A 22517-nucleotide genomic window follows, 5' to 3' on the forward strand; every position below is an offset into this window, starting at 1 on the left:
AGCTACCTCGCCGGACTCCATCTCCGCGCCTCCATGATCTGGATCAAGGACCTCGCGCGGACCATCCATTGATCACAACTGGATACAGGCCCTAGTAGCTCCGCTACGAGGGCACCCGTCCGGCACGCCGAGGGCACGCACCGACCGCCGCTCCTTCTCCCGAGGGAGAACTCGATACAGGCCCTAGAGCAGTGGATCCTCGCCCTCGTCCGGTCCGCCGCCCTCGACCCGCAGCGCGAGGTCCTGGAGGACGTCGGCCGACGACACGTCGGTCTGCCCGGAGTCGTGGACCTGGGCCAGCATCGTGAACGCGAGGGTGAAGGCGCTCACGAGCTGTTCGACCGCGCCGCCGACCTCGCGCCCGACGACGGTGACCACCTCCTCGACGGAGAAGTCGTCGGGGATGGCGATGTGGGGCATCGTCTCGTTCAGCAGGGCGGTGACGGCGCCCGCTCCCGTGTCCAGGTCTTCCCGTTCGAGGTCCGCCTCCAGCAGACGCTGCATTTCACGCGCCTCTGTGAGGATGCCGATCACGCGCTTCACGACTTCCCGTTGCTCCATGGGCGCGAGCATAGGGCGTGCAACCCGGTCGCAACGTCCGGTCGAGTTGACTTGCGTCCGGTTGTCGCAGCGTTGCCGCAGCCGAGAAGGGGCAGGTCCATGGAGTGTGACCCGCAATCGCCCGCCGTCGAGCTGACTCCCGCCGCGGCCGGGGTGCTGCGGCGGCTACGGGCGGACCACGGCCCGTTGATGTTCCATCAGTCGGGCGGCTGCTGCGACGGCAGTGCGCCGATGTGCTACCCGGCCGGTGAGTTCCGCACCGGGGACGCCGATGTGCTGCTGGCGGCCCTCGCCGTCGAGGGGATGCCCGAGAGCGTGCCGTTCTGGATGTCGCGGAGCCAGTACGCGGTGTGGGCTCACACCCGGCTGATCGTGGACGTGGTGGAGGGCCGCGGCAGCGGATTCTCGCTGGAGGCCCCGGAGGGGGTGCGGTTCCTCATCCGTTCCCGTCTGGTGGACGGCTGAGGAACCCCACCGCCCGTCGGACGGTGTCGCATACCTGTGGGCCGCGCACCACGTGCCGTCGGGAGCTTCCGCTCAGCGCGGCGGACGCTTCGTACGCGAGCGGTTCTCCAGCATCGCCCGGCGGATTCCGGCCGCCGTGGAACGCGCGTGCTCCGGGGTCGCCGTGTGGTCGGCGACCGAGGTGACGAAGCGGTGCAGCGGCCGGCGGCAGCGGGTGCACGGGGTGTCGGTCGTCAGGAGGTAGCCGTCCTCGCACTGCGGGTCCGTGCACGAGCCCGGCCGCAGGAGCTGCTCGGCGATGTCCTGGGCGCTCCACCGGCGGCGGCCGTCCTCGTCCTTCTCGCCGAGCGCGTGGGCCCAGCGCAGGTTCCAGCGGCGTTCGATGCGCTCGCGCAGGAGGCCGGAGCTGCGGACGGCGAGTTCCTGGTGGATGAGATCGTGCACGGTGCTGGGAAGCCGGCCGCCGAGCGCCTGGAGGAGCTGGGGCGGCAGGGCCTGGAGGACGTAGCCGGGCGGGTTGCTCCGGGCGTTCTCCCGCCAGCGGTCGCAGGCGCAGGATCCGTCGGGGCGTTTCGGGGCGTGGCAGCGGCCGCACAGTCCGCGGCACTCGGCGCACAGCCCGCCGTCGAGCCCGTCCAGATAGGGCGCGGGCGCCCGGCCGCACTCGTGGCAGCAGGCCGCACACGGCCCGCAGAGCCGTTCGTTGCCCGCCTTCGTCGTCCAGGTCCGCATCTGGCACCGGCAGCACAGGCCGGTGTTGCAGTACTCGTGGTGGGCGGCGCCCGAGTGCCGGCCGGAGGGCGGAAAAGACATCTGCCCATTGTGCGGGATGTCCGAGCGCGGCGCGGACAGTCCGCCGGCCACCGCCGGGCCGGGGCCGGAGTCAGCGGCGGGGGCGGCGTCAGGAACAGGGCCGGGTCAGGGGTGGAGTCCGCTGACCAGGTCGGCGGTGGCCCCGACGCCGTCGTGGATGGTCGGTGCCATGCTCGTACCGGCCAGGAAGAAGCCCAGCAGGGCGCAGACCAGCGCATGCGAGACCTTCAGCCCGCCGCTGCGCAGGAAGATCACTGCCAGGATCAGCAGGAGCAGCACCAGTGAGATCGAAATAGCCATGACCAGCCTCCTCCGCCGCGCCGGATTTGCGGCATTCGGCCGCCAGTGTGGCGCAGCGGAGGGGCTGTTCGGAGCACTGGCGTGTCCGCCGAACGGGTACTTCCGGGCCGGGGGGCGTTACGGGGTCCGGGCGCCGTTCCCGCGAGCGCGGAGGAAGTCTCCGAGTCCGGCCAGGTCGTCGGTGTTGAGGTGGTCGACCCCGGCGGCGAGCAGTTCGGACCAGACGGCCTCGCGTTCGGGTCCTGGCAGGTCGGGCGTGGCCCAGAAGCGGATACGGCGGCCTTCGCGGTGGGCGGCGGTGACGAGGGCCCGGAGCCGGTCGCGCTCGGCCCGGGGAAAGGGGCCCGCGCCGAGCCAGCCGAAGCTCTGGGTCCAGTTGGCGCTGACGAGCGGGGCGAACGAGGCGGGGGCCGCGGTGCCGAGGTCGTCGAGACGGCCGTCGTAGAACGCGTACCTGGTGCGCTGCGCCTCCATGGGGACGCGGGCGGCGCGGTCGCCGGAGATGACCGGGGTGACCGCGCCGGGGTGGACGCGGCCGTGGCTGTAGCGGGTGAGGATCCGGTGGTGGCGGCGCAGCTGTCGGTCCAGTTCCCGGTAGGCGGCGACGCCGTCGGCCTTGATGTCGATGAGCAGTTGCAGCGGGGCGCGGTGGTGCGGGTGGACGCCGCCGCGCCCCGCGCGGACCAGGGCGGCGAGCGGGTCCAGGTAGAGCGAGGCGAGGGTGCGGGTGGGGTCGAGCCCTGCGGGCTCGTGGGCGACGAGCAGGTCGCCGTCGATGAGGAAGACATCCGCCTCGACGCTGGTGAACCCGTGCGCGAGCGCGTCGTACAGCGGCCGGGGGTGCAGGTAGTCGTTGTGCGCGTGGGCGTGGCGTAACGGACGCGGGCCGCGCGGGCGGGCGGGGGCGGCGACCGCCGTCGCGGTGGGGACGGCGATGCCGGCGGCTGCGGTGGCGAGGGCGACCGTGAGCGCGCGGCGGCGGGTGGGGTGGACCATGGGGACTCCCTGAGCGGCGGACGACGTGCGGCGGAGGGGCGGCAGACGGGCGGAGTGGACGGTCGCGTCGAGTATGGAGTCGGGCCCCCGATATTGGGCAGGTACCTGCCAAGAGTTGGCCGGACCGTCGCCGGTCGGTCGGCCGGGCCGCATCCGTTGTTCGCCGTATCCAGCCTTCCGTGCCGCTTGCCGTTCCCCGTGCGGCTCGGCGGTCCCCGTGCCGCTCAGCGGTCCCTGCGCGGCTCGCCGTTCCCGCGCGGCCGGCAGCCCCCGTGCGCGTGCAGTGCTCAGCCGGCCACGACGCGTTCGTGTCCCACGGGTCCCACGGGTCCCACAGCTCCTGCGGGTCCTGCGGGTCCTGCGGGTCCCGCGTTCTGCTCGTCCCAGCGGACCGTACGGTCGCACCAGCGCTCCAGCAGCACCCGGTCGTGGCCGACGGCAAGCAGCGCCGCCCCCGAATCGGATCGGTAGCGCTCGACCACGGCGACCAGGGCGGCCGTCGTGGACGCGTCGAGCATCGCGGTCATCTCGTCGCAGATCAGCAGCCGGGGCTTCAGCACCAGGGCCCGTGCCAGACAGGCCCGCTGGAGCTGGCCGTCGCTCACCGCGTGCGGGCGGCGCTCCAGCAGCTCCTCGGAGAGGCCGACCAGCGGGGCCAGTTCCGCCACCCGCTCGGGGACGTCCCGGCGCAGCCCGGTGGACCGCAGCGGCTGGGCGATCAGTTCGCGCAGGCTGAGCCGGGGGTCGACGGAGAGCCGGGGCTGCTGGAAGACGACGCCGATCGCCGTGCGCTGCTCGCGCGGGGCCCGGTGCCGCCAGCCGCGTATCACCGTGCCGTCCAGGGTCATGGTTCCGGCGTCCGGGCGGTGCAGGAGGGCGGCGACCTTGGCCAGGGTGGACTTGCCGCAGCCGCTGGGGCCCAGCAGCCCGACCGCCTCGCCCGCCCCGACGCGCAGGGACACCTCGCGGACGACGGGGTCGCGGCGGTCGTATCCGGCGGTGATCCGGGTCAGCTCAAGCATCGGCGGCCTCCTTGAGGGGGTGCGTCCGGCCGGTCAGCGCGTGGTGGCAGGCCAGGTCCGCCGCGAAGGCCGGGTGTTCGCCGGCGCAGCGGGCATCGGCGTACGCGCAGCGGGCGGCGAAGGCACAGCCGTCGGGCAGCGCCCCCAGCTCCGGCGGCATACCGGGGATCGGGGCGAAGTCCCGCTCGGGCAGGGCGTCCAGGAGGCCCTTGGCGTACGGGTGGCGGGGGCCGGGTGCGCCGAAGAAGGGGGCGGCGTCGGCGATCTCGACGATCCGGCCCGCGTACATCACGGCGACCCGGTCCGCGATCCGCTCGGCGGCGGCCAGGTCGTGGGTGATGATCAGCAGCGCCCGGCCCTCGTCGGTGTGGCGGCGCAGCTCGTCGACGGTCCGCTCGACGAGGTCCCGGTCGAGTCCGGTGGTCGGTTCGTCGGCGAGCAGCAGCGGGGCGTCGCCGATCAGGGCGAGGGCGGTCGCGGCGCGCTGGGCGAGGCCGCCGGAGAGCTGGTGCGGGTAGCGGTCGAGGTGGCCGTCGGGGAACGAGGCACGGGCCGCGGCTGCCACGGCGGCCTTGCGCAGGGCGCTCCCCCGCACCCCGGTCAGCTCGCGCAGGCTCTCCTCCAGCTGGGACCGGACGGTGCGCACGGGGGTGAGGTGGGCGGCGGGACTCTGCGGTACGAGGCCGATGCGCCGTCCCCGTACCGTGCGGGCGAGGGTGCGTTCGTCGGCGGTGAGCAGGTCGGTGTCCCCGCCGAGTACCGCGCTGCCGGTGGTCGCCGCGTTGGCGGGCAGCAGTCCGAGCAGGGCGGAGGCCAGGACGGACTTGCCGCAGCCGCTCTCGCCGACCAGGGCCAGGCACTCCCCCGGTGCGACGGAGAAGCGGGCGTCGGTGACGGCGGCGATGTCCCGGCCGCCGCGCATCCGGAAGCGGACGGAGAGGTTCTGGACATCGAGGACGGGGGCATCGGCTCCCGGGGCGGACGGCTCATGGGCGCGGGTCACAGCATCAGCTCCGATTTCCGGCGCGGGTTGATCCGGTCGCGCCATGCTCCGGCGAGTCCCGCGAGCGCGAGGGTCGGGATGATCAGGAAGAGGCCGGGGAAGAGCGTCGGCCACCAGTCCCCCGCGAGCAGCGAACCGCGCGCGGACTGGACGAGGTTGCCGAGGCTCGCCTGATGGGCCGGGAGGCCGAGCCCGAGGAAGGACAGCGCGGACTCGTGCCACATCGCGTGCGGCACCATCAGCACCGCCGCCAGTCCGGCCTGCGGGAGCACGCCGGGCAGCAGGTGCCGCACGATGACCCGGGTGCGGGAGGCCCCGCCGGAGACGGCCGCGTCGATGAAGGGGCGCGAGCGCAGCGAGAGCACCTCGGAGCGGACGATCCGGGCGGTGGAGATCCAGTGGGTCAGGGCGACCGAGATGACCACCGGCCAGACGCCGGGCCGGAACATCGCGACGATGAAGATGCCGAGCAGCAGATGCGGGATGGAGGACAGGGCGTCGACGACCCGCATCACGACCCGGTCCGTCCAGCCGCCGAACGCCCCGGCGAGCGCGCCGATCGCGGTGCCGATGACGGTGGCGGTGAGGGCCGCGACCAGGCCGACGAGCAGGGACACGCGCAGGCCGTAGACGCAGCGCAGCAGGAGGTCGCGGCCGACGTCGTCGGTGCCGAACGGGTGGGCCCAGGAAGGCGGTTCGAGCTTGTTGGCCAGATCGACGGCCTGCTGGTCGAGCTGGGCCAGCGGCGGGACGACGAGGACGGCGAGCGCGACGACGGCGACGATCGTGGCCGAGGTGACGATCCGGACGCGGCGGGTGGCGCGGCCGGGGAGGGCGTGCGTGGTCTCAGCCATCGAAGGCCACCCGGGGGTCGGCGAGTCCGTAGAGGAGGTCGGAGAGCAGGTTGCCGAGCAGGACGGCCGCGGTGGCGAGCACCGTGAGCGCGGCGAGCAGGGAGAAGTCCACCGAGGTGGCGGCCTCGACCGTGGCGGCGGCGATGCCGGGCCAGCTGAAGACCGTCTCGACGAGCAGCGCGCCGGTGATGAGTTCGGGGACGCGGGAGCCGATCAGGGTGAGCATCGGCAGCATGCCGGAGCGCAGGGCGTGGCCGAGGAGCACGGTGCGCTCGCTCAGTCCCCGGGCGCGGGCGCCGCGCACCGGATCCTCGGCGATGGCGTCGGCGACGCCCTGGCGTACGTACAGGAAGAACCACGGCAGCTGGGAGACGCCGAGGACGGCCGCGGGCAGGACGAGGTGGGAGGCGACCTGGTCGAAGGTGACGACGTCGCTGGCGGCGTCGGTGAGTCCGCCGGCCGGGAGGACGTCCAGCTTCAGGGCGAAGAACCAGATGGCGAGCAGCCCGAGCCAGAAGGCGGGGGCGGCTTCCAGGGTGTACGCGACGGAGCTGACGCACCGGTCGAGCAGGCCGCCGGGCCTGCGGGCGGCGAGGACGCCGAGGCCGGTGCCGAGCAGGATCGCGACGAGGAAGGCGGTGGCGGCGAGCAGGACGGACCAGCCCATGCGCTCCGCGATGACGTCGGCGACGGGCTGGCGCATCACGCTGGAGTCCCCGAGATCGCCCTGGAGCGCGGAGGTCAGCCAGTCCCACCAGCGGGCGACGAGCGGCTGGTCGACGCCGAGGTTGGCCCGCAGCTGGTCGAGGTTCTCCTGCGATGCGGTGAGCCCGGCGGTGCCCGCGTAGGCCTTGACCGGGTCGAAGGGGGACGCCGCGGCGACGGCGAAGACGCCGAAGGTGACGACGCCGAGGACGGGGACGGCGAACAGGGCCCGCCGTCCCGCCATCCGCGCCATCGGCCCCCAGGGGAGGCGGCGGCTCACTTCTTCGAGCCTCCGGCGGCCTCGGTGGACCACGCCTCGACGTTCCACCAGGGGCCGGAGGCCAGCCCGTGGTCGTGCGGTTCGACCTGGGTGGTGAGGGGGCCGAAGCGGTCGTCGACGACGTAGAGGTGGTCGATGTGGGTGAGGAAGGTGTAGCCCGGGTTCTTCACCAGCTCACGCTGGACGGTGTCGTACGCCTTCTTGCGCTCGGCCGCGTCACCGCTCCTGCGGCCGGTCTCGATCGCGGCGTCGACGGCCTTGTTGTCGTACCAGGCCATGTTGTTGAAGCCGTCGCCCGCGAGGGAGGACTTCAGCAGGGTGTACTGGTCGAAGTCGGGGTCGGCGGGCGAGCCGCCGCCCGCGAGCACGGCGTCGTGCTTCATGCGGGGTTCGATGACCTCCCAGGTTCCGGCCTCGGCGGTGATGGCGATGCCGGCCTTCTTGGCGTCGGACGCGTAGGCGAGGGCGTGCTCCTGGCGGAGCTTGTCGCCGGTGAGGTACCAGAGCGGGAAGGCGGCGCGCACGCCGTCCTTGACGCGGACGCCGTCCTTGCCGGGCTTCCATCCGGCCTCGTCGAGGATCTTCTTCGCGGCGGCGAGGTCGTGGGGGCGCTCGGTGCCCTTGGTGAACCACTCGCTGTCGGTGGGGACGGGGCCGTAGGCGGGCTTGCCGTCGCCGTTGAGGATGGCCTCGACCATGGTCTCGCGGTCGACCGCGATGTCGAGGGCCCGGCGCACCGCGGTGTCGCCGGCGACCTTGTTGTGGGTCGGCAGGGTCACCGTGCGGTAGTCGTAGGTGGTGGCGGCGTACGTCTTCTTGCTCCGGTCGTCCGCGAAGCCCTGGGCGAGGTTGGGCGGCAGGATCGCGCCGTCGAGGTCGCCGGAGCGCAGCCGGGTGGCGCGCACATCGTCGTCCTTGATGATCGCCATGGTGAACTTCTTCACCTCGGGTTCGCCGCCCCAGTAGTGGGGGTTGGCGGTGAAGCTGAGCTTCTCGCCCTTGGACCACTTGGTGAGGACGTAGGGCCCGGTGCCGATGGGGCGGGTGGTGAAGGCCCCGGTGTTGACGTCCTGCTTGCCCGCGACGTGCTCGGGGGCGATGGGCAGGACGGTGCGCTGGGCGAACGGCGCGTAGGGGTACTTGAGGGTGAAGACGACCGTGTCCTCGCCCTTCGCCGTGACGTCCTTGACGGCGTCCAGCTCGGTGCGGGAGGCGTTGTTGGTCTTCTCGTCGAGGATGGTGCGGTAGGTGAAGACGACGTCCTTGGCGCCGAACGCCTTGCCGTCGCTGAACTTCACGCCCTGGCGGAGCTTGTACGTGTACGTCAGACCGTCGTCGCTGACCTCGGGGAGTTCGGCGGCGAGCGCGGGGCGGAGCTTCATGTCCGCGTCCAGCGCGAGCAGTCCGTCGAAGATCTTGGAGTTGCCGTCCTTGCCGTAGCCGAGCAGCGGGCTCAGGCTGTCGGGCTCGTAGGCGATGCCGACGACGGCCGAGGTGGTTCCGGTCCCGGAACCGCTCTTGGCGCTGTCCGGATTCGAGCAGGCTGCGGCGGTCAAGGACAGTGCGGTCACCAGCGTGGCGGCGACCGCGCCCCGTATCGATCGGGCCGTCATACTCTGCACATCCCTGTTCAAGATCGACTGTTATTGCGAACAACATGCAATTAAACAGCACGTAAAAGGCCCTGGTACACCCCGCCTCGACAGGCGGGAGGGGGTACCAGGGCCGGGCGGCAGGGGCGGTTCTCCGGTGCGGACGTCAGGGAGCCGGCAGCTCCACCAGCTCCGCGACGGACTGCCGAAAGCTGCCCGCCGTGCCGCACGCGATCGAGTCGGCCTTCGCCCGCTTCAGGTACAGGTGCGCGGGGTGTTCCCAGGTCATCCCGATCCCGCCGTGCAGCTGGACGCACTCCTCGGCGGCGTGGACCGCGACGCCCGAGCAGTGCACCTGAGCCAGCGCGACGGCGAGCGGGGCGTCGGGGCTGCCGGTGGCGAGCGCGTCGGCGGCGTTGCGGGCGGCGGCGCGGGCCGAGACGATCTCCAGCCAGAGCTGCGCCATCCGGTGCTTGAGCGACTGGAACGACCCCACGGGACGGTTGAACTGGTGGCGTTCGCGGGTGTACCGGACGGTTTCGGTCAGGCACCACTCGGCGATCCCGAGCTGTTCGGAGGCGAGCAGTCCGGCTCCGGCGAGCAGTCCGCGCTGTACGGCCCCGGCGCTCGTGTCCGCGTCGGCGAGCAGGGTTCCGGCCGCCCCGGTCAGGGTGACGGCGGCCAGGGGCCGGGTCAGGTCGAGCGGGACGAGGGGCCGCACGGCGACACCGGGGTCCGCGGCCTCGACGGCGTACAGGCCCTCGGGGGTCGGCACCAGCAGGACGTCGGCGACCACCGCGTCCGCGACGCCGCGTACCGTCCCGCCCGACGGGACCAGTGCCGTCGCCGCCCCGGCGGGCTGGGTCGCGAAGGACACGGCGAGCACGGCCGTACGGGCGCCCGAGGCCAGGTCGCGCAGGAGCGCGGCGGACGGGCCGTCCTGCCCGCCCAGCGCGAGCAGCGTCTCGGTCGCCACGACGGAGCTGGTCAGGTACGGGGCGGGGGCGACGCTGCGGCCCAGTTCCTCCAGGACCACGGCGGCCTCGCGGTGGGACGCTCCCTGGCCGCCGAGTCCCTCCGGTACGAGGAGTCCGGCCGCGCCGATGCCGCCCGCGAGCGAGCCCCACAACTGCGGGTCGTACGGCGTGCCGGACTCGGTCGCCGCGATCACCGTCGGCGCGTCGGCCCGGTCTGCGAGGAGGGCGCGCACGGCGGAGCGCAGGTCCTCCTCGTCCTGCGAGTAGAGCAGGTCGGGGGTGGCGGGGGGCTGGGCGGGCACGGTCATCGGCTCAGGTCCTTCCAGGCGACGTCCTTGTCGTTGCGGGGTTCGGAGGGCAGGCCGAGGACGCGCTCGGCCACGATGTTCAGCAGGACCTCACTGGTGCCGCCCTCGATGGAGTTGCCCTTGGAGCGCAGATAGCGGTAGCCGGCGTCCCGTCCGGTGAAGTCGACCAGCTCCGGGCGGCTCATGGTCCAGTCGCCGTACAGCAGGCCCTCGTCGCCGAGCAGTTCGACTTCCAGGCCGCTGATCTCCTGGTTGAGACGGGCGAAGGCGAGCTTCATGCCCGAGCCCTCGGGTCCCGGCTGTCCGGCGACGAGCTGCTGGCGCAGCCGCTCGCCGGTGAGCCGGGCGACCTCGGCCTCCACCCAGAGGGTCAGGAGGCGCTGGTGGGTGTCGGGGGTACGCAGTTCGGGGCGTTCGCGCCAGGTCTTCGCGACCGGGCCGATCATGCCGCCCTCGCGCGGGATGCGGGAGCCGCCGATGGAGACGCGCTCGTTCATCAGGGTGGTCTGGGCGACCTTCCAGCCCTCGCCGACGGGTCCGAGGCGGTGGCTGTCGGGGATGCGCACGCCGGTGAGGAAGACCTCGTTGAACTCGGCCTCGCCGGTGATCTGGCGCAGTGGCCGGACCTCGACGCCCGGGTCGGTCATATCGCAGATGAAGTAGCTGATGCCCCGGTGCTTGGGCAGGTCCGGGTCGGTGCGGGCGATGAGGATCGCCCAGCGGGCCAGGTGGGCGCTGGACGTCCAGACCTTCTGCCCGTCGACGATCCAGTCACCGGTCCCGTCCTGTACGGCCCGGGTGGCGAGGGCCGCGAGGTCGGATCCGGCGCCGGGTTCGCTGAACAGCTGGCACCAGACCTCCTCCCCCACCCACAGCGGGCGCAGGAAGCGCTGCTTCTGCTCGTCGGTGCCGAAGCCGAGGACGGTGGGCGCGGCCATGCCCAGGCCGATGCCGATGCGGCGCGGATCGTTGTCGGGCGCGTCGGCGGCGGCGAGTTCGGCGTCGGCGACCTGCTGGAGGGAACGGGGCGCGTCGAGTCCGCCGAGGCCCACCGGGTAGTGGACCCAGGCGAGGCCGGCGTCGAAGCGGGCCTTCAGGAAGTCGGTGCGACCGGTGGTGGCCGGCGGGTGCGCGGCGAGCAGCTCGCGGGTGCGGCGGCGGACCTCGGCGGCGTCGGCTGCGGGGCTCATCGGGCGCCTCCGGGCAGGACGACGATGCGGCCGGTGCTGGTGCCGTCGGCGACGCGCTGGACGGCGTCGGCCGCTGCGGCCATCGCGACACGCTCACTGACCAGGGGTTTGACGATGCCCTGCGCGGCCAGCTCGGTCAGCTCGTCGTGACAGGCGCGGACGGCCGCCGGGTCCTTGGTGTTGTAGAGGCCCCAGTGCAGTCCGACGACGGAGTAGTTCTTCACCAGCGCGTGGTTGAGGCCCGGGGTGGGGATGACGCCGCTGGCGAAGCCGACGACGAGGACGCGCCCCTCGAAGGCGACGCACTTGACGGACTTGGCGTACGCGTCGCCGCCGACCGGGTCGTAGACGACGTCCGCGCCGCGCCCGCCGGTGGACTCCTTCACGGCGGCGACGATGTCCTCGCTCCGCCGGTCGATGACCAGGTCGCAGCCGAGCTCCCGGGCGACGGCCGCCTTCTCCGGGCCTCCGACGACGCCGATGACCTTCGCGCCCGCGGCCCTGCCGAGCTGGACGGCCGCGCTGCCGACGCCCCCGGCCGCCGCGTGGACCAGGAGGGTCTCACCGGGCTGGAGGCGGGCGCGGCGGTGCAGGCCGAACCAGCCGGTCTGGTAGCCGATGTGCAGGGCAGCCGCTTCGGCGTCGTCCAGTGCGTCGGGGGCGGGCAGCAGGGCCGCCTCGTCCGCGACCACGTAGTCGGCGAAGCCGCCATGGGGCAGGGCGGGGGTGGCGAGGACCCGCCGCCCGTCCTCGGTGGTGCCGCACACCTCGACGCCCGGGGTGAACGGCAGCGGCGGCCGCACCTGGTACTGGCCCCGGCAGAGCAGGGCGTCGGGGAAGTTGACGTTCGCCGCGCGGACCTCGACAAGCACCTGCCCGTCGCCGGGCGTGGGCCGGTCCGTCTCCTCCAGCCGCATCACCTCGCCCGGCTCGCCGTTCCGGTGCACTCGCCATGCCTGCATGAGGGGCCTCCACAAAACTGTCGGCATCAACCGCTGCCGCGGTCGGCATTACCACTGCTGCGGCACATACTAAGCGGTCGCTTGCCCGCCTGGGAACACCTTCACACCGCCGACGGCGGGACTCCTCAGCCCCGCTTCGGCTTCGGCTTCGCCCGCACGTGCATGCGCTCGCCCTGCGGGCCGAAGAGACTGAGAAACTCCACCGGCTTGCCCTCCGCCGGTCCGAACCAGTGCGGCAGCCGCGTGTCGAACTCAGCGGCCTCCCCCGACTCCAGCACCAGATCGTGTTCGGCCAGCAGCAGCCGGAGCTTCCCGGAGAGCACGAACAGCCACTCGTACCCCTCGTGCGTGCGCTGCTCCGGCGCCTCGCCGCTGCCGGGCTCCTGGATCATCTTGTACGCCTGGAGCCCGCCGGGACGGGCGGTCAGCGGCACCATCGTCCGGCCGTGCCGCACGATCGGCGTGGCCCGTACCCGGGGGTCGCCGACCGCTGGGGCGCCCACCAGGTCGTCGAGCGGCACCTCGTGGGCGCGGGCGATGGGAAGCATCAGCTCAAGGCTGGGGCGGCGACCGCCGGACTCCAGCCGGGAGAGCGTGGAGACGGAGATTCCGGTGGCGTCCGAGAGCGCGGAGAGAGTGACTCCGCGATCCTTGCGCAGACGGCGCAGCCTGGGGCTGACGCCGGAGAGCACCGCTTCGAGTTCCGGATCGTCCCGGTCGTGTTCCTTCATACGGCCATTGCAGAATCGGCAAGCCGGTTTGTCAATGCGGGAACACCGCTTCTGGCACGCTCAGTGGGCGAAGACCTCGAAGGTGACCGCGGGCCGGCCGCCGAACCGCTCGGCCGCGTCCTTCGCCATGCCCTCCAGGAAGGTCCGGCAGTACCGCTCCGGATCCTCCTCGGTCAGCGCCTCGATGTACGTGCGGTGCTCCAGCAGCGACCGGACCGAGCGTTCGAGGCCGGCCGTCGCGTCGACCGCGTGGGTGGGCCGGTCGCTGCCCGCCACGGCGGTCCAGCGCACCCCGTCCCACGGCTGGAGTCCCTGCTCGCCGAGTTCCGGGAAGATCCAGCGGTTGCCCGCGTCGGCGACGGCGTCCAGCGTGGCGCGCCCGACCGCGCGGTGGTCGGGGGTGTTCCAGGCGACCCCGCCCCAGGTGTCCCGGTGGTTGAGGGTGACCACCAGTTCGGGGCGGTGCCGGCGAATGGCCGCGGCGATGTCGCGGCGCAGCCCGGTGCCGTATTCGATCACCCCGTCGCGGTGGTCCAGGAACTCCACGGTCCGCACACCGACGACGGCGGCGCTCGCCCGCTGCTCCCGCTCGCGCACCGGGGCGCACTCCTCGGGCGGCAGGGTGTCGATCCCGGCCTCGCCGCGGCTGGCGAGGAGATAGACGACCTCGCGGCCGCCGTCGGTCCACTCCGCCACGGCGGCGGCAGCCCCGTACTCCAGGTCGTCGGGGTGGGCGACCACGGCCAGGGCGCGCTGCCAGTCCACGGGCATGGGTTCGAGTCGCTGCGGCGTCATACCGGCAGGCTACCGACGTAGGCTCACACCGGCAGTACGTCCATGGAGGCGTGGCCGCGACGGGGGCCGGGCGTGCGACGCTGGAGTCCGGTGGCGACCACCGCGAACACGGCCCGGCCCGGCCTGTCCGAGCCGGGTGGGAGGGATCCCCTCCCACCGCCGCCCCGGCGAACGAAAGGAAACCCGCCCGTGCCCAGCCCCGCATCCCTCTCCCCCGCCCAGGCCGCAGCCCGTCTGGAGGAGTTCACCGTCATCGACGTGCGGGCTCCGGGCGAGTACGCCGCCGGACACGTCCCCGGCGCCCTGAACATCCCGCTCGACAAGCTGCCGGACGCACTGCCCGCGCTCAAGTCCGCCTCCGCGCGCGGTTCGCTGCTGGTGGTGTGCGCCTCCGGGGTCCGCTCCACGCGGGCCTGCGAGATCCTCGCGGGCGCGGACATCGAGGCCGTGACGATGACCGGCGGCACGTCGGCGTGGGAGGGCGACGGCCGCGGCCTCGACCGCCCCGAGGGAGCGCGCACCACCTGGCCCATGGAGCGTCAGGTGCGGCTCGCGGCCGGCTCGCTCGTGGTGGCGGGGCTGGTGGCGGGCATCCGCTTCCCGGCGGCGCGCTGGCTGTCCGCGGGCATCGGCACGGGCCTGGTGTACTCGGCGCTCAGCAACACCTGCGGGATGGCCTCGGCCCTCTCGAAGCTGCCGTACAACCGGGCCCCGCGTGCCGCCGGTGACCTGGACGCCACGCTGGAGCAGCTCCAGCGTTGATCCGTCGGGGCCGGCCGGTCCACGACCGGCCGGCCCCGGGGGCGGGCGCGGACCTGTGCCGGCCCGGGGCGGCGGGCGGGCCCCTCCCGGTCAGGCCTCGTCGCGCACCAGCGCCAGCAGCCGGTCCAGGACCCGGGGTCCTCCCGCGCGCACCCCGTCGTGCTCGTACTCGTTCGTCACCCAGGTCCGCAGCCCCCGGACCGCCGCCGCCGTGCGCAGCGAGTCCTCGGTGTCGACGTACATGTCGTCGTGGTAGACGGCCGCCGCGACCGGGACCTCGTTGGCGGCGAGCCGCTCGGCGTCGTACAGCACCGGCCAGTCGGTGCGCTGGGCGAGCAGTTCGGCGGTCTCGCGCAGCGGGCGCAGCGCCGGGTCGACGTCGAAGTGCCAGGGGTGAACGGTCTCGCCGGTGAAGAGGACCGGGCCGTCGCCCGCCAGTGCCGCTGCCGCGTCGAACTGCGGGAACTCGGCCCGTACGCGGTCGGCGGCCCAGGCCGTGGCGCGTTCGCCCTGACCGTAGATGGCCTCGTGCAGCAGGGCGTACAGCGGATGTCCCGCGAAGGAGCCCGCGGTGCGCATCGCTTCCTGGAAGGCGTCGGAGAGTTCGGTGCCGTGCGGGGTGCGGACGAAGGCGTTCTCCAGCAGGTAGTGGAGCTGGTGGCTGCCGCTGCCCGAGCCCAGCAGGATGCCGAGCGACTGGAAGCCCTCGGGCGTCAGCCGGTGGCCGGCGCTCTCCGGCCGGTGCTCGGCCAGGTGGGCGGCGATGGCGCGGGCGCGCTCGACGTCCTGCGGGTAGCGGGCGTAGTGGGCGGCGACCTTGCGTTCGATACGGGGGTACGCGGCCCGGTAGACGTCGTCCGCGTGGGCGTCCAGCGAGGGCAGCCCACCGGTGATGAGCACCGCCGCGAGGCCCTCGGGCGCCGAGGAGAGATAGCGGACGGCACAGAACCCGCCGAAGGACTGGCCGAGGACCGTCCAGGGGGCTCCGCCGGTGAGCCGCGGCCGGATCAGCTCGCAGTCGCGGACGATGGAGTCGGAGCGGAAGTGGGCGAGGTAGTCGGCCTGTTCGCGCGGGCCGCCGCGCAGCGGGAGGGTCTGCCGGTTGGCGGGGGTGGACAGTCCGGTGCCGCGCTGGTCGAGGAGGAGGACCCGGAACTCGCGCAGGGCGCGGCCGAGCCAGGCCTCCGTGCCGACGAACCGGCGCGCGCCGAAGCCGGGGCCGCCCTCCAGATAGACCAGCCAGGGCAGTACCTCGCCGGCCCGGGAGGCGGCGACCGCTTCCCGGCCGTAGACTTCGATCTGCTCGCCGCCGGGGTCGCTGTGGTCGAGGGGCACGGTGAAACGCCGGTCGGTGAGGACGACACCGGGCTGCCGGTAACTGCTCACGGGAACTCCTGAATCCGGGGTGCGGGCTGATCCGGGCGAAAGGCCCAGTTCAGCACATGCCCACGGCCGGTCGGCGAAGGGGCCGCGCCCGTACGGAAGTGGGAGCCGGGACCGTACGGAGGTGGGAGCCGGGACCCGTACGGAGCTGGGGGCCGGGGCCGTACGGCGAAGGCGGCGCGGGATCGTACGGCGGAGGCAGCCGTGCCCCGTACGGTCCCGGCCCGTGTGCGCGGCGGCCGGGGCGCTCCTAGCGTGCAGACATGATCCGGTTCGAGCAGGTCGGCAAGGTCTACCCGGACGGGACGACGGCGGTCGACGGGCTGTCCTTCGAGGTGGCCGAGGGCGAGCTGGTGACCCTGGTGGGGCCGTCCGGCTGCGGCAAGACGACCACGATGATGATGGTGAACCGGCTGATCGAGCCGACCTCGGGCCGCATCCTGGTGGACGGCGAGGACATCGCCGGCACCGATCCGGTCAAGCTGCGTCGCCGCATCGGCTATGTGATCCAGCAGGTCGGCCTCTTCCCGCACCGGACCGTCCTGGACAACACCGCGACCGTCCCGGCACTGGTCGGCTGGAAGCGCGCACGGGCCCGGGAGCGGGCGGCGGAGCTGCTGGACCTGGTGGGCCTGGACCCGGCGACGTACGGCTCCCGCTATCCGGCGCAGCTCTCCGGCGGCCAGCGGCAGCGGGTCGGCGTGGCGCGGGCGCTCGCCGCCGATCCGCCGGTGCTGCTGATGGACGAACCGTTCGGAGCGGTGGACCCGGTGGTGCGGGAGCGGCTGCAGAACGAGTTCCTGAGCCTCCAGCAGCGGGTGCGCAAGACGGTGCTCATGGTGACGCACGACATCGAGGAAGCGGTGCGGATGGGCGACCGGATCGCGGTGTACGGGGAGGGGCGCATCGAGCAGTTCGACACCCCGGCCGCCGTGCTCGGCACTCCGGCGACCCCGTACGTGGCCCGGTTCGTCGGCTCCGACCGGGGTCTGAAGCGGCTGTCGGTCACCGCGATCGAGCCGGAGGACCTGGAGGAGCCGCCCGTGGCCCGGCTGGAGGAGCCCGCCGGGGACGCGGCTGCCCGGCTGGTCGAGGCGGGGGCCCGGTGGGCGGTGGTCCTCGGCGGCTCGGGCGAGCTGCACGGCTGGGTCGCCACGGACGTGCTGCGGGCGGCCGGGGAAGGGGCGACGGTGGGCACCCTGGCCCGCCGGATGGACGCGTGGGTGCCGGTCGGGGCCCCGTTGAAGCAGGCGTTCAGCGAGATGCTCCAGCACGACGCTGGGTGGGTGGCGGTGCTGGACGGGGCGCGGTTCCTCGGGGTGCTCACCCCGGCCAAGCTGCACGAAGCGCTGCGCCGGTCGGTGGACGCGGACGCGCAGGGTGTGGGGCGCGAGGAGGTGGACTTCGACTCGGTGGCGGACGCGTAAGGGCTGTCCCGTCGTCCCTGGTGGATCAGCGCGGCGTCAGACGCGGTGCATCGCAGCGCGGAGGGACGGGGGGCGGAAGTCGGCGGCGTCCTTGCGGATCGGCGTGCCCCCGATCACGGGAAGTTCTCCGCTGTGCCCCGATCCGGGCCGAGGGGATGGTCAGTACTGGGGGCAGGTGGCAGAGACGGCGTAGTCAACGACGTCGCGCGCACTGGAGCGCTGCCGATAGGCGGCGCGCTGGCGGTCGGCGCCGGTTCCTTCGGTGCGCAGGCGCTGCCACTGCTCGCGTACGAAGTCGAGATCCTCGTGCTGTCGCAAAGACAGCGCGATGGTGTGCAGCAGCCGTTCGACCAGCGTGCTTTGGAGCACCAGGCGGCCGCTGAAGGGGTCGATGCCGTGGCCGGCCAGTCCGTCGCGCGCCGCGCGCCAGCAGACCGCACGCAAGAGCTCCGGGGCCGGCCGTGGCGAACCTCCACGACGCCCAGACCGACGACGCCGTCGACAGCTTCCTGCGCACCGTGCGTCAACCCGTCGACGGCCGGCAGCCACAAGGGCTCGCAGGCCATGGGACAACCGACCTCCTGCCTCTTCCCACCACACCCGAACTGGCCGCCGCCGGCCTCTACCTCAGCCTCCACCCCCACCCCCACCTCGCGACCGACACCGCATGAGTGGACCGGCGTCGACCGAGCGCGGGCTGCCGACCGAGGTCTGCACCGAGTGAGGCGACTGCTCAGGCCCAGGGAGGCGAACGGTCAGCGGCCGCGCCGGTAGCTGCTGCCGTCCCGGGGGCGGACCAGCAGTCCCGCGACGACCAGATAGCGGCGCAGCGCGGAGCAGTCCTCGTGGACGGTGAGCAGCGCCTCGTTCACCTCGCGTTCGGTGTACGAGCGCTCCCGCTCGAACAGCGTGTCGGCGAGGTGCACGAGCAACTGCTCCCGCCGGGCCTCCTTGCGCGGGATCGCGACCAGGCGGCCGTGCGAGAAGAGCGCCTCCACGCGGTGCGTACGAGGGCTCGGCGACGGCGACAGCGGCTGAAGGGTTTCCTGTTCAGCAGGCATGGCAGGCATGGCAGGCATGGTCGGAAGAGTCGCAGGCTTACGCAGCACGGGCAACGCCATTTCCACGTTGCCCGTCCCGGCGTCGCCCGTCCTCGCGTTGCCCTTCCCGGCACTCGCGTTGACAGACGTACGCGGCCCGGGTTGTGATGGGGCACGTGCAGCGTGACGTCGGCCGAAGAGATCTGGGCCGGCCGGCAGTCAAGCCAGCACCTTCTTCCAGGGAAACCGCCATGAGCACACTCATCGCCCCCTGCCGCTGAGCCATCTGCCGCTGAGCAGTTCGCTCCGGGCGCGTACACGTTGACGCGCCACCCTGTGATGCACCCCGTTCCGTCTGCCGGGCCCTCGTGCGCCCGCGTCCTTCCAGGAGACCCAGAACCTCCATGCCCCCTGCCTTCCAGCAGTCCGTCATCGACGAGTTCCGCGCCAACGCCGGGAAGGTCGGCGGCCCCTTCGAGGGCTCCGACCTCCTCCTGCTCACCACCACCGGCGCCCGCTCCGGCACCCCGCACACCACGCCGCTCGGATACGTACGCGACGGCCGCCGGCTGCTCGTCGTCGCCTCCGACCTCGGCGCACCGCGCCACCCCGACTGGTACCGCAACCTCCTCGCCCGCCCCTCCGTCCGGGTGGAGTGGGGCGCAGAGGAGTTCGAGACCGTCGCCGTGCCCGCCGAAGGGGCCCGGCGTGACGAGCTGTTCGCCCGGGTGGTGGCCGAAGCGCCCGGGTACGCGGAGTACCAGGACGCGACCGAGCGGGTGCTGCCGGTCGTGGTCCTGGAACTCCCCGATCCCGATGCGGCGGCCCCTGCGGTCGCCTCCCTCGCGGACAAGCTCGTGGAGGTGCACACCTGGCTGCGCGCCCAACTGCGCCACGTCCATACCGAGACGGAGGCGCACTTCGCCTCACGGGCCGCCGACCGGGGCGCCGGGGAACCGCCCGCGCCGCCTCTCGGGCTCCAGATCCGGCAGCGCTGCCTGGCGTTCTGCCAGGCTCTGGACTTCCATCACACGGCCGAGGACGGCCATATGTTCCCCGTGATGGAGGGGTACCACCCGCACCTGCGGAAGGTCTTCGACCGACTGCGGGAGGAGCACCGCGGCATCGCGTCCGTCCAGACGGCCCTCTCCGCGCTGCTGGCCGACGTCGCCATCGCGGAGCCGGACCGCTTCCGTGCCGAACTGACCCGGATGACCGAGGAGCTGACCGCCCACCTCGACTACGAGGAGGAGCAGATCCTGCCGTTGCTGGCCGAGGTGCCCTGGCCTCCGGCGGCTCCCGCCGCGACCGCTTCCTGAGTTCCGGGGCCTCTCAGCCCTCCGGGAGGAGCTCCTTCGACTCCAGGTAGGTGCGCGCGACGTCCTCGGGCAGCCTGCGCCAGCTGTCGACCTGCTCGTTCAGCGATGCCAGGTCGGCGGTGGTCAGTACGGTGTTGAGCCGGTCGAGGGCGTCGCGCACCCCGGTGCTCCCGGCGCGGGCACGGTTGACGACGGGCACCACGTAGTCCGCGTTCTGGAGGTTCTCGTCGTCCTCCAGCAGGACCAGGCCGAACTGGTCCAGCGTGGCGTCGGTCGTGGTGGTCAGCACCATCTGGTCCTGACCGTTCTGGACCGCCTGCTTCGCCTGGGTGGTGCCGACGCCCTTCGGGTCGACGGCGACGATGTCGATGCCGTACGTCCTGCGCAGCCCGGGGGCGCAGTAGGGCCGCTGCACGCATTCGTCGCCCGCCGCCAGCCGCACGGGCAGCTTCGCGGCGCCCAGGTCGCTGAGGGTCTTCAGGCGGTGCTTCCTCGCGTACGCGGCGGTGACGGCGAAGGCGTTCTGGTCGACGGCCCGGCCCGGGTCGAGGACGGTCAGCCCGCGCGGGGCGGCCAGGGCGCGCAGCGCCTTCATGGTGGCGGCCGGGTCGGGCGATCCCACGGGGGCCGCGTCGGCGCCGTTGGCCTTGGCGTTCAGCCAGTCGGCGAAGGTCGCCGCGTACTCCGCGACGACGTCGATCTGGCCGTTCTCCAGGGCGGGTTCGTAGATCTCCCGGTTGGTGACGGAGATGATTTCGGTGGCGTATCCGGCGTGCTCCAGGAGCAGGGCGTACATCTGGGCGAGCAGGTCGCTCTCGGTGAATCCGGCCGATCCGACGGTGAGTTCCCTGCTGTCGCCGGGCGGTGCGGTGACCTCGCCCTGGTTCTCCAGGCTGGGGCCCGTGGTGCAGGCGGTCGCGGTGAGCAGGGCCAGCGCGGCCAGAGCCCGGCGGGCGCGGGCGGGCCTCACGCGGCCTCCCGTCCGCGCCGCGGCCCGAGGCGCTGCCCGGCCTCGAAGAGGCTCTCGACGAGGAGGGCGAAGACGGCCACCAGGACCGCCCCGGCCACCACCTGCGGGGTGGAGGCGAGGTTGAAGCCCGCGGTGATGATCCGGCCCAGTCCCCCGCCGCCCGCCAGTGCGGCGAGGGTGGCGGTGGCGACCAGCTGCACGGCGGCGATCCGTACGCCGGTGAGGACCAGCGGGAGGGCGAGCGGCAGTTCCACGCCCAGCAGCATCTGGCGGCCGGTCATGCCCATGCCCCGGGCCGCCCGTACGACATCGCGGTCGACCTCGCGCATCCCGACGTAGGCGTTGGTGAGGAGCGGCGGCACGGCGAACAGCACCAGCGCGATGATCGTCGGCCACTGGCCGTACGTGCCGATGGGTGTGAGCAGCAGCAGGACCAGTACGGCGAAGGTGGGGACGGCCCGGCCGATGTTGGAGAGGTTGACGGCGAGTGCGCCGCCCCTGCCGAGGTGTCCGAGGACGAGGGCGACGGGCAGGGCGATCAGACAGCTGATGAGCAGGCAGACGCCGGTCAGGAAGAGGTGTTCGCCGAGCCGGTGCCAGACACCGTCGGGGCCGGACCAGTGGGTGGCTGTGGTGAGCCAGGACCAGGTGTCGGCGAGCGTGTTCATCCCGGCCTCCGTGCCGCGGGTCTCGTCCTCATGCCCGCCTCCGGGTCCAGGGCGTCAGCAGCCGTCCGGCTCCCAGGAGCAGCAGGTCGGCGGCGACGGCGATGACGACGCACAGCACGGACGCGGTGAGCACCTGGGCCTTGAAGTACGTGTTCATGCCGGAGTAGATGAGGTTGCCGAGTCCGCCGTGGCCGACGATCGCGCCGACGGTGACCAGGGAGACCGCGGAGACGGTGGCGATGCGCAGCCCGGCCATCGCCGCGGGCAGCGCGAGCGGGAGCTCCACGGCGAGCAGCAGGCGCAGCGGCCCGTAGCCCATGCCGCGCGCGGCCTGCCGGGTCTCCTCGGGGACGGCCCGGAGTCCGGCCAGGATGTTGCGGACGAGCAGCGTCAGGGAGTAGAGGACGAGCCCCGCGACGACGAGTGCGGCGGAGAGCCCGTACACCGGCAGGAGCAGCGAGAACATCGCCAGCGACGGGATGGTGTAGAGGATCGTCGTCAGTCCGAGCACCGGCCCGGCCGCCCAGCGCCACCGGCGGGCCGCCAGCGCGAGGGGAACGGCGAGCACCAGGGCGATGGCCACCGCGGCGGCCGTCAGCTGGAGGTGCTGGATCACCGCGTCCACCAGGATCTCGCGGCGGGTGGAGAGATAGGCGCCGCAGATCCACTCGTTGCGGGCGAGGCAGTCGTCCGGGGGCGCCGTCATCCGTTCATTCGAGCGCGGCCGTGGCGCCGTCGCAGATCAGGGGCGGCCGTTCGGGGTGCGCGGGCCCGGGGGGGGACACCCGCACGGAGCTTCTGGAGGGCACGCCGCGCACGCTCGCCGAGCAGCGCGTCGCGAAGACGTCGGCCCGTTCGGTGGCGGCCGCGGCCGGGGGCGATCAGGCCCTGGTCCTCACCACTTCGGCTCGCTCGACGAACCTCTCCCACTTCGGCTCGCTCGACGAACCTCTCCCACTTCGGCTCGCTCGACGAACCTCTCCCACTTCGGCTCGCTCGACGAACTCCTACCACTTCGGCTCGCTCGACGAGCTGCCGGCCGGGGCGCGGGCCCAGCCCCGGCGGCCGGGCCCGTCCTGTGCACCGCCGGGATCGGGAAGGTCCTGGTCCGGGCCCTGGCGGGCTCCCCGCTCGGCGAGTTCACCGGTCCGGCGGGGCCGGCGCGGGCCGTGGCCGGGGCGTTCGTGGGGCTGGAGATGTACGGGGGCGTCGACCCGGACGGGGCGCTACGGGCCTTCGGGGCGCTGGAGCGGCTCGCGGAGGGGGCGGGCGTGCTCGACGAACTCGGCCCGGTCGCCCGGAGCGCGGTGCGCCTTCGGCTGCGGCGGACGGGGAGGGCGCAGCAGCGGGCGGGCGTCCGGTGGCCGACGTACGGTGGAGTGGCGGCATGAGTA

At 73.1% G+C, this 22517-nt stretch carries 25 protein-coding genes and 1 pseudogene; 6 read left to right on the plus strand and 20 right to left on the minus strand.

Annotated elements, in window-relative coordinates:
- Positions 1–183 precede the first annotated feature (183 nt).
- On the minus strand, positions 184–573 hold the full coding sequence (locus tag ACGF2Y_RS29875) for a hypothetical protein (RefSeq protein ID WP_392953864.1): 390 nt from the start codon (positions 571–573) through the stop codon (positions 184–186).
- An 87-nt stretch (positions 574–660) separates the two neighbouring features.
- On the opposite strand from ACGF2Y_RS29875, the gene ACGF2Y_RS29880 reads away from it, so the two are divergent.
- The gene (locus ACGF2Y_RS29880) at positions 661–1026 is read left to right on the plus strand and encodes a DUF779 domain-containing protein (protein ID WP_392953866.1); all 366 of its coding nucleotides are present in this window, start codon (positions 661–663) and stop codon (positions 1024–1026) included.
- 72 nt (positions 1027–1098) lie between these two features.
- Here the strand turns inward: ACGF2Y_RS29880 and ACGF2Y_RS29885 are convergent, their stop codons facing one another.
- From ACGF2Y_RS29885 to ACGF2Y_RS29945, 13 genes are all read right to left on the minus strand, one after another.
- Positions 1099–1839, minus strand: a complete 741-nt coding sequence (locus ACGF2Y_RS29885) for a hypothetical protein (protein WP_392953869.1) — start codon at positions 1837–1839, stop codon at positions 1099–1101.
- Positions 1840–1944: 105 nt separating this feature from the next.
- Complete coding sequence (locus ACGF2Y_RS29890; RefSeq protein WP_392953872.1) at positions 1945–2139, minus strand: hypothetical protein; 195 nt, start codon at positions 2137–2139, stop codon at positions 1945–1947.
- A gap of 117 nt (positions 2140–2256) precedes the next feature.
- On the minus strand, positions 2257–3135 hold the full coding sequence (locus tag ACGF2Y_RS29895) for a phosphatidylinositol-specific phospholipase C/glycerophosphodiester phosphodiesterase family protein (RefSeq protein ID WP_392953875.1): 879 nt from the start codon (positions 3133–3135) through the stop codon (positions 2257–2259).
- A gap of 287 nt (positions 3136–3422) precedes the next feature.
- Entirely contained in the window at positions 3423–4157 is a 735-nt protein-coding gene (locus tag ACGF2Y_RS29900) for an ABC transporter ATP-binding protein (protein ID WP_392953878.1), read from the minus strand.
- A complete protein-coding gene (locus tag ACGF2Y_RS29905; protein WP_392954045.1) occupies positions 4150–5079 on the minus strand; it encodes an ABC transporter ATP-binding protein in 930 nt (309 codons plus the stop codon). The genes ACGF2Y_RS29900 and ACGF2Y_RS29905 overlap by 8 nt, the downstream gene beginning before the upstream one ends.
- Positions 5080–5156: 77 nt before the next feature.
- On the minus strand, positions 5157–6014 hold the full coding sequence (locus ACGF2Y_RS29910; protein ID WP_392953881.1) for an ABC transporter permease: 858 nt from the start codon (positions 6012–6014) through the stop codon (positions 5157–5159).
- Positions 6007–6972, minus strand: coding sequence for an ABC transporter permease (locus tag ACGF2Y_RS29915; RefSeq protein WP_392954048.1), 966 nt, complete (start codon positions 6970–6972; stop codon positions 6007–6009). Before ACGF2Y_RS29915 ends, ACGF2Y_RS29910 begins: the two co-directional genes overlap by 8 nt.
- A gap of 23 nt (positions 6973–6995) precedes the next feature.
- The gene (locus ACGF2Y_RS29920) at positions 6996–8612 is read right to left on the minus strand and encodes an ABC transporter substrate-binding protein (RefSeq protein WP_392953884.1); all 1617 of its coding nucleotides are present in this window, start codon (positions 8610–8612) and stop codon (positions 6996–6998) included.
- Between the two features lie 145 nt (positions 8613–8757).
- Entirely contained in the window at positions 8758–9876 is a 1119-nt protein-coding gene (locus ACGF2Y_RS29925) for an acyl-CoA dehydrogenase family protein (protein ID WP_392953887.1), read from the minus strand.
- Entirely contained in the window at positions 9873–11066 is a 1194-nt protein-coding gene (locus tag ACGF2Y_RS29930; RefSeq protein WP_392953890.1) for an acyl-CoA dehydrogenase family protein, read from the minus strand. Before ACGF2Y_RS29930 ends, ACGF2Y_RS29925 begins: the two co-directional genes overlap by 4 nt.
- Positions 11063–12028, minus strand: a complete 966-nt coding sequence (locus ACGF2Y_RS29935) for an NADPH:quinone oxidoreductase family protein (RefSeq protein WP_392953893.1) — start codon at positions 12026–12028, stop codon at positions 11063–11065. Before ACGF2Y_RS29935 ends, ACGF2Y_RS29930 begins: the two co-directional genes overlap by 4 nt.
- A gap of 125 nt (positions 12029–12153) precedes the next feature.
- Positions 12154–12759, minus strand: coding sequence for a helix-turn-helix domain-containing protein (locus ACGF2Y_RS29940; protein WP_392953896.1), 606 nt, complete (start codon positions 12757–12759; stop codon positions 12154–12156).
- 60 nt (positions 12760–12819) lie between these two features.
- The gene (locus tag ACGF2Y_RS29945; protein ID WP_392953899.1) at positions 12820–13554 is read right to left on the minus strand and encodes a PIG-L deacetylase family protein; all 735 of its coding nucleotides are present in this window, start codon (positions 13552–13554) and stop codon (positions 12820–12822) included.
- A 189-nt stretch (positions 13555–13743) separates the two neighbouring features.
- Between ACGF2Y_RS29945 and ACGF2Y_RS29950 the strand changes: the two genes are divergently transcribed.
- On the plus strand, positions 13744–14316 hold the full coding sequence (locus ACGF2Y_RS29950) for a rhodanese-like domain-containing protein (protein ID WP_392953902.1): 573 nt from the start codon (positions 13744–13746) through the stop codon (positions 14314–14316).
- A gap of 90 nt (positions 14317–14406) precedes the next feature.
- Here ACGF2Y_RS29950 and ACGF2Y_RS29955 read toward each other — a convergent pair whose 3' ends face one another.
- The gene (locus ACGF2Y_RS29955; RefSeq protein ID WP_392953904.1) at positions 14407–15702 is read right to left on the minus strand and encodes an alpha/beta fold hydrolase; all 1296 of its coding nucleotides are present in this window, start codon (positions 15700–15702) and stop codon (positions 14407–14409) included.
- A gap of 260 nt (positions 15703–15962) precedes the next feature.
- Between ACGF2Y_RS29955 and ACGF2Y_RS29960 the strand changes: the two genes are divergently transcribed.
- Entirely contained in the window at positions 15963–17126 is a 1164-nt protein-coding gene (locus tag ACGF2Y_RS29960; protein WP_392953906.1) for a betaine/proline/choline family ABC transporter ATP-binding protein, read from the plus strand.
- A gap of 159 nt (positions 17127–17285) precedes the next feature.
- On the opposite strand, the gene ACGF2Y_RS29965 is transcribed toward ACGF2Y_RS29960, so the two are convergent.
- Positions 17286–17570 (minus strand): hypothetical protein, encoded by a 285-nt coding sequence (locus ACGF2Y_RS29965; protein WP_392953908.1) that lies wholly within the window; start codon positions 17568–17570, stop codon positions 17286–17288.
- Between the two features lie 17 nt (positions 17571–17587).
- On the opposite strand from ACGF2Y_RS29965, the gene ACGF2Y_RS29970 reads away from it, so the two are divergent.
- On the plus strand, positions 17588–17797 hold the full coding sequence (locus tag ACGF2Y_RS29970) for a hypothetical protein (RefSeq protein ID WP_392953910.1): 210 nt from the start codon (positions 17588–17590) through the stop codon (positions 17795–17797).
- Between the two features lie 84 nt (positions 17798–17881).
- Here the strand turns inward: ACGF2Y_RS29970 and ACGF2Y_RS29975 are convergent, their stop codons facing one another.
- Complete coding sequence (locus ACGF2Y_RS29975; protein WP_179500118.1) at positions 17882–18187, minus strand: DUF2087 domain-containing protein; 306 nt, start codon at positions 18185–18187, stop codon at positions 17882–17884.
- 383 nt (positions 18188–18570) lie between these two features.
- Here ACGF2Y_RS29975 and ACGF2Y_RS29980 point away from each other — a divergent pair, with 383 nt between their 5' ends.
- The gene (locus tag ACGF2Y_RS29980) at positions 18571–19485 is read left to right on the plus strand and encodes a nitroreductase/quinone reductase family protein (RefSeq protein WP_392953913.1); all 915 of its coding nucleotides are present in this window, start codon (positions 18571–18573) and stop codon (positions 19483–19485) included.
- A gap of 13 nt (positions 19486–19498) precedes the next feature.
- Here the strand turns inward: ACGF2Y_RS29980 and ACGF2Y_RS29985 are convergent, their stop codons facing one another.
- The 3 genes from ACGF2Y_RS29985 to ACGF2Y_RS29995 are packed head-to-tail and all read right to left on the minus strand — an operon-like array spanning position 19499 to position 21829.
- Positions 19499–20455: an ABC transporter substrate-binding protein gene (locus ACGF2Y_RS29985; RefSeq protein WP_392953915.1), complete on the minus strand. Its 957-nt coding sequence runs from the start codon at positions 20453–20455 to the stop codon at positions 19499–19501.
- Positions 20452–21123, minus strand: coding sequence for an ABC transporter permease (locus tag ACGF2Y_RS29990; protein ID WP_392953917.1), 672 nt, complete (start codon positions 21121–21123; stop codon positions 20452–20454). Before ACGF2Y_RS29990 ends, ACGF2Y_RS29985 begins: the two co-directional genes overlap by 4 nt.
- Positions 21124–21151: 28 nt before the next feature.
- A complete protein-coding gene (locus tag ACGF2Y_RS29995) occupies positions 21152–21829 on the minus strand; it encodes an ABC transporter permease (protein WP_392953919.1) in 678 nt (225 codons plus the stop codon).
- Between the two features lie 35 nt (positions 21830–21864).
- Here ACGF2Y_RS29995 and ACGF2Y_RS30000 point away from each other — a divergent pair.
- Positions 21865–22514, plus strand: a pseudogene (locus ACGF2Y_RS30000) (TetR/AcrR family transcriptional regulator).
- Positions 22515–22517: the final 3 nt, after the last annotated feature.

Origin of the sequence: Streptomyces sp. NPDC048142 (assembly GCF_043202835.1) — a bacterium.
In the GTDB taxonomy this organism is placed as follows: Bacteria; Actinomycetota; Actinomycetes; order Streptomycetales; family Streptomycetaceae; genus Streptomyces.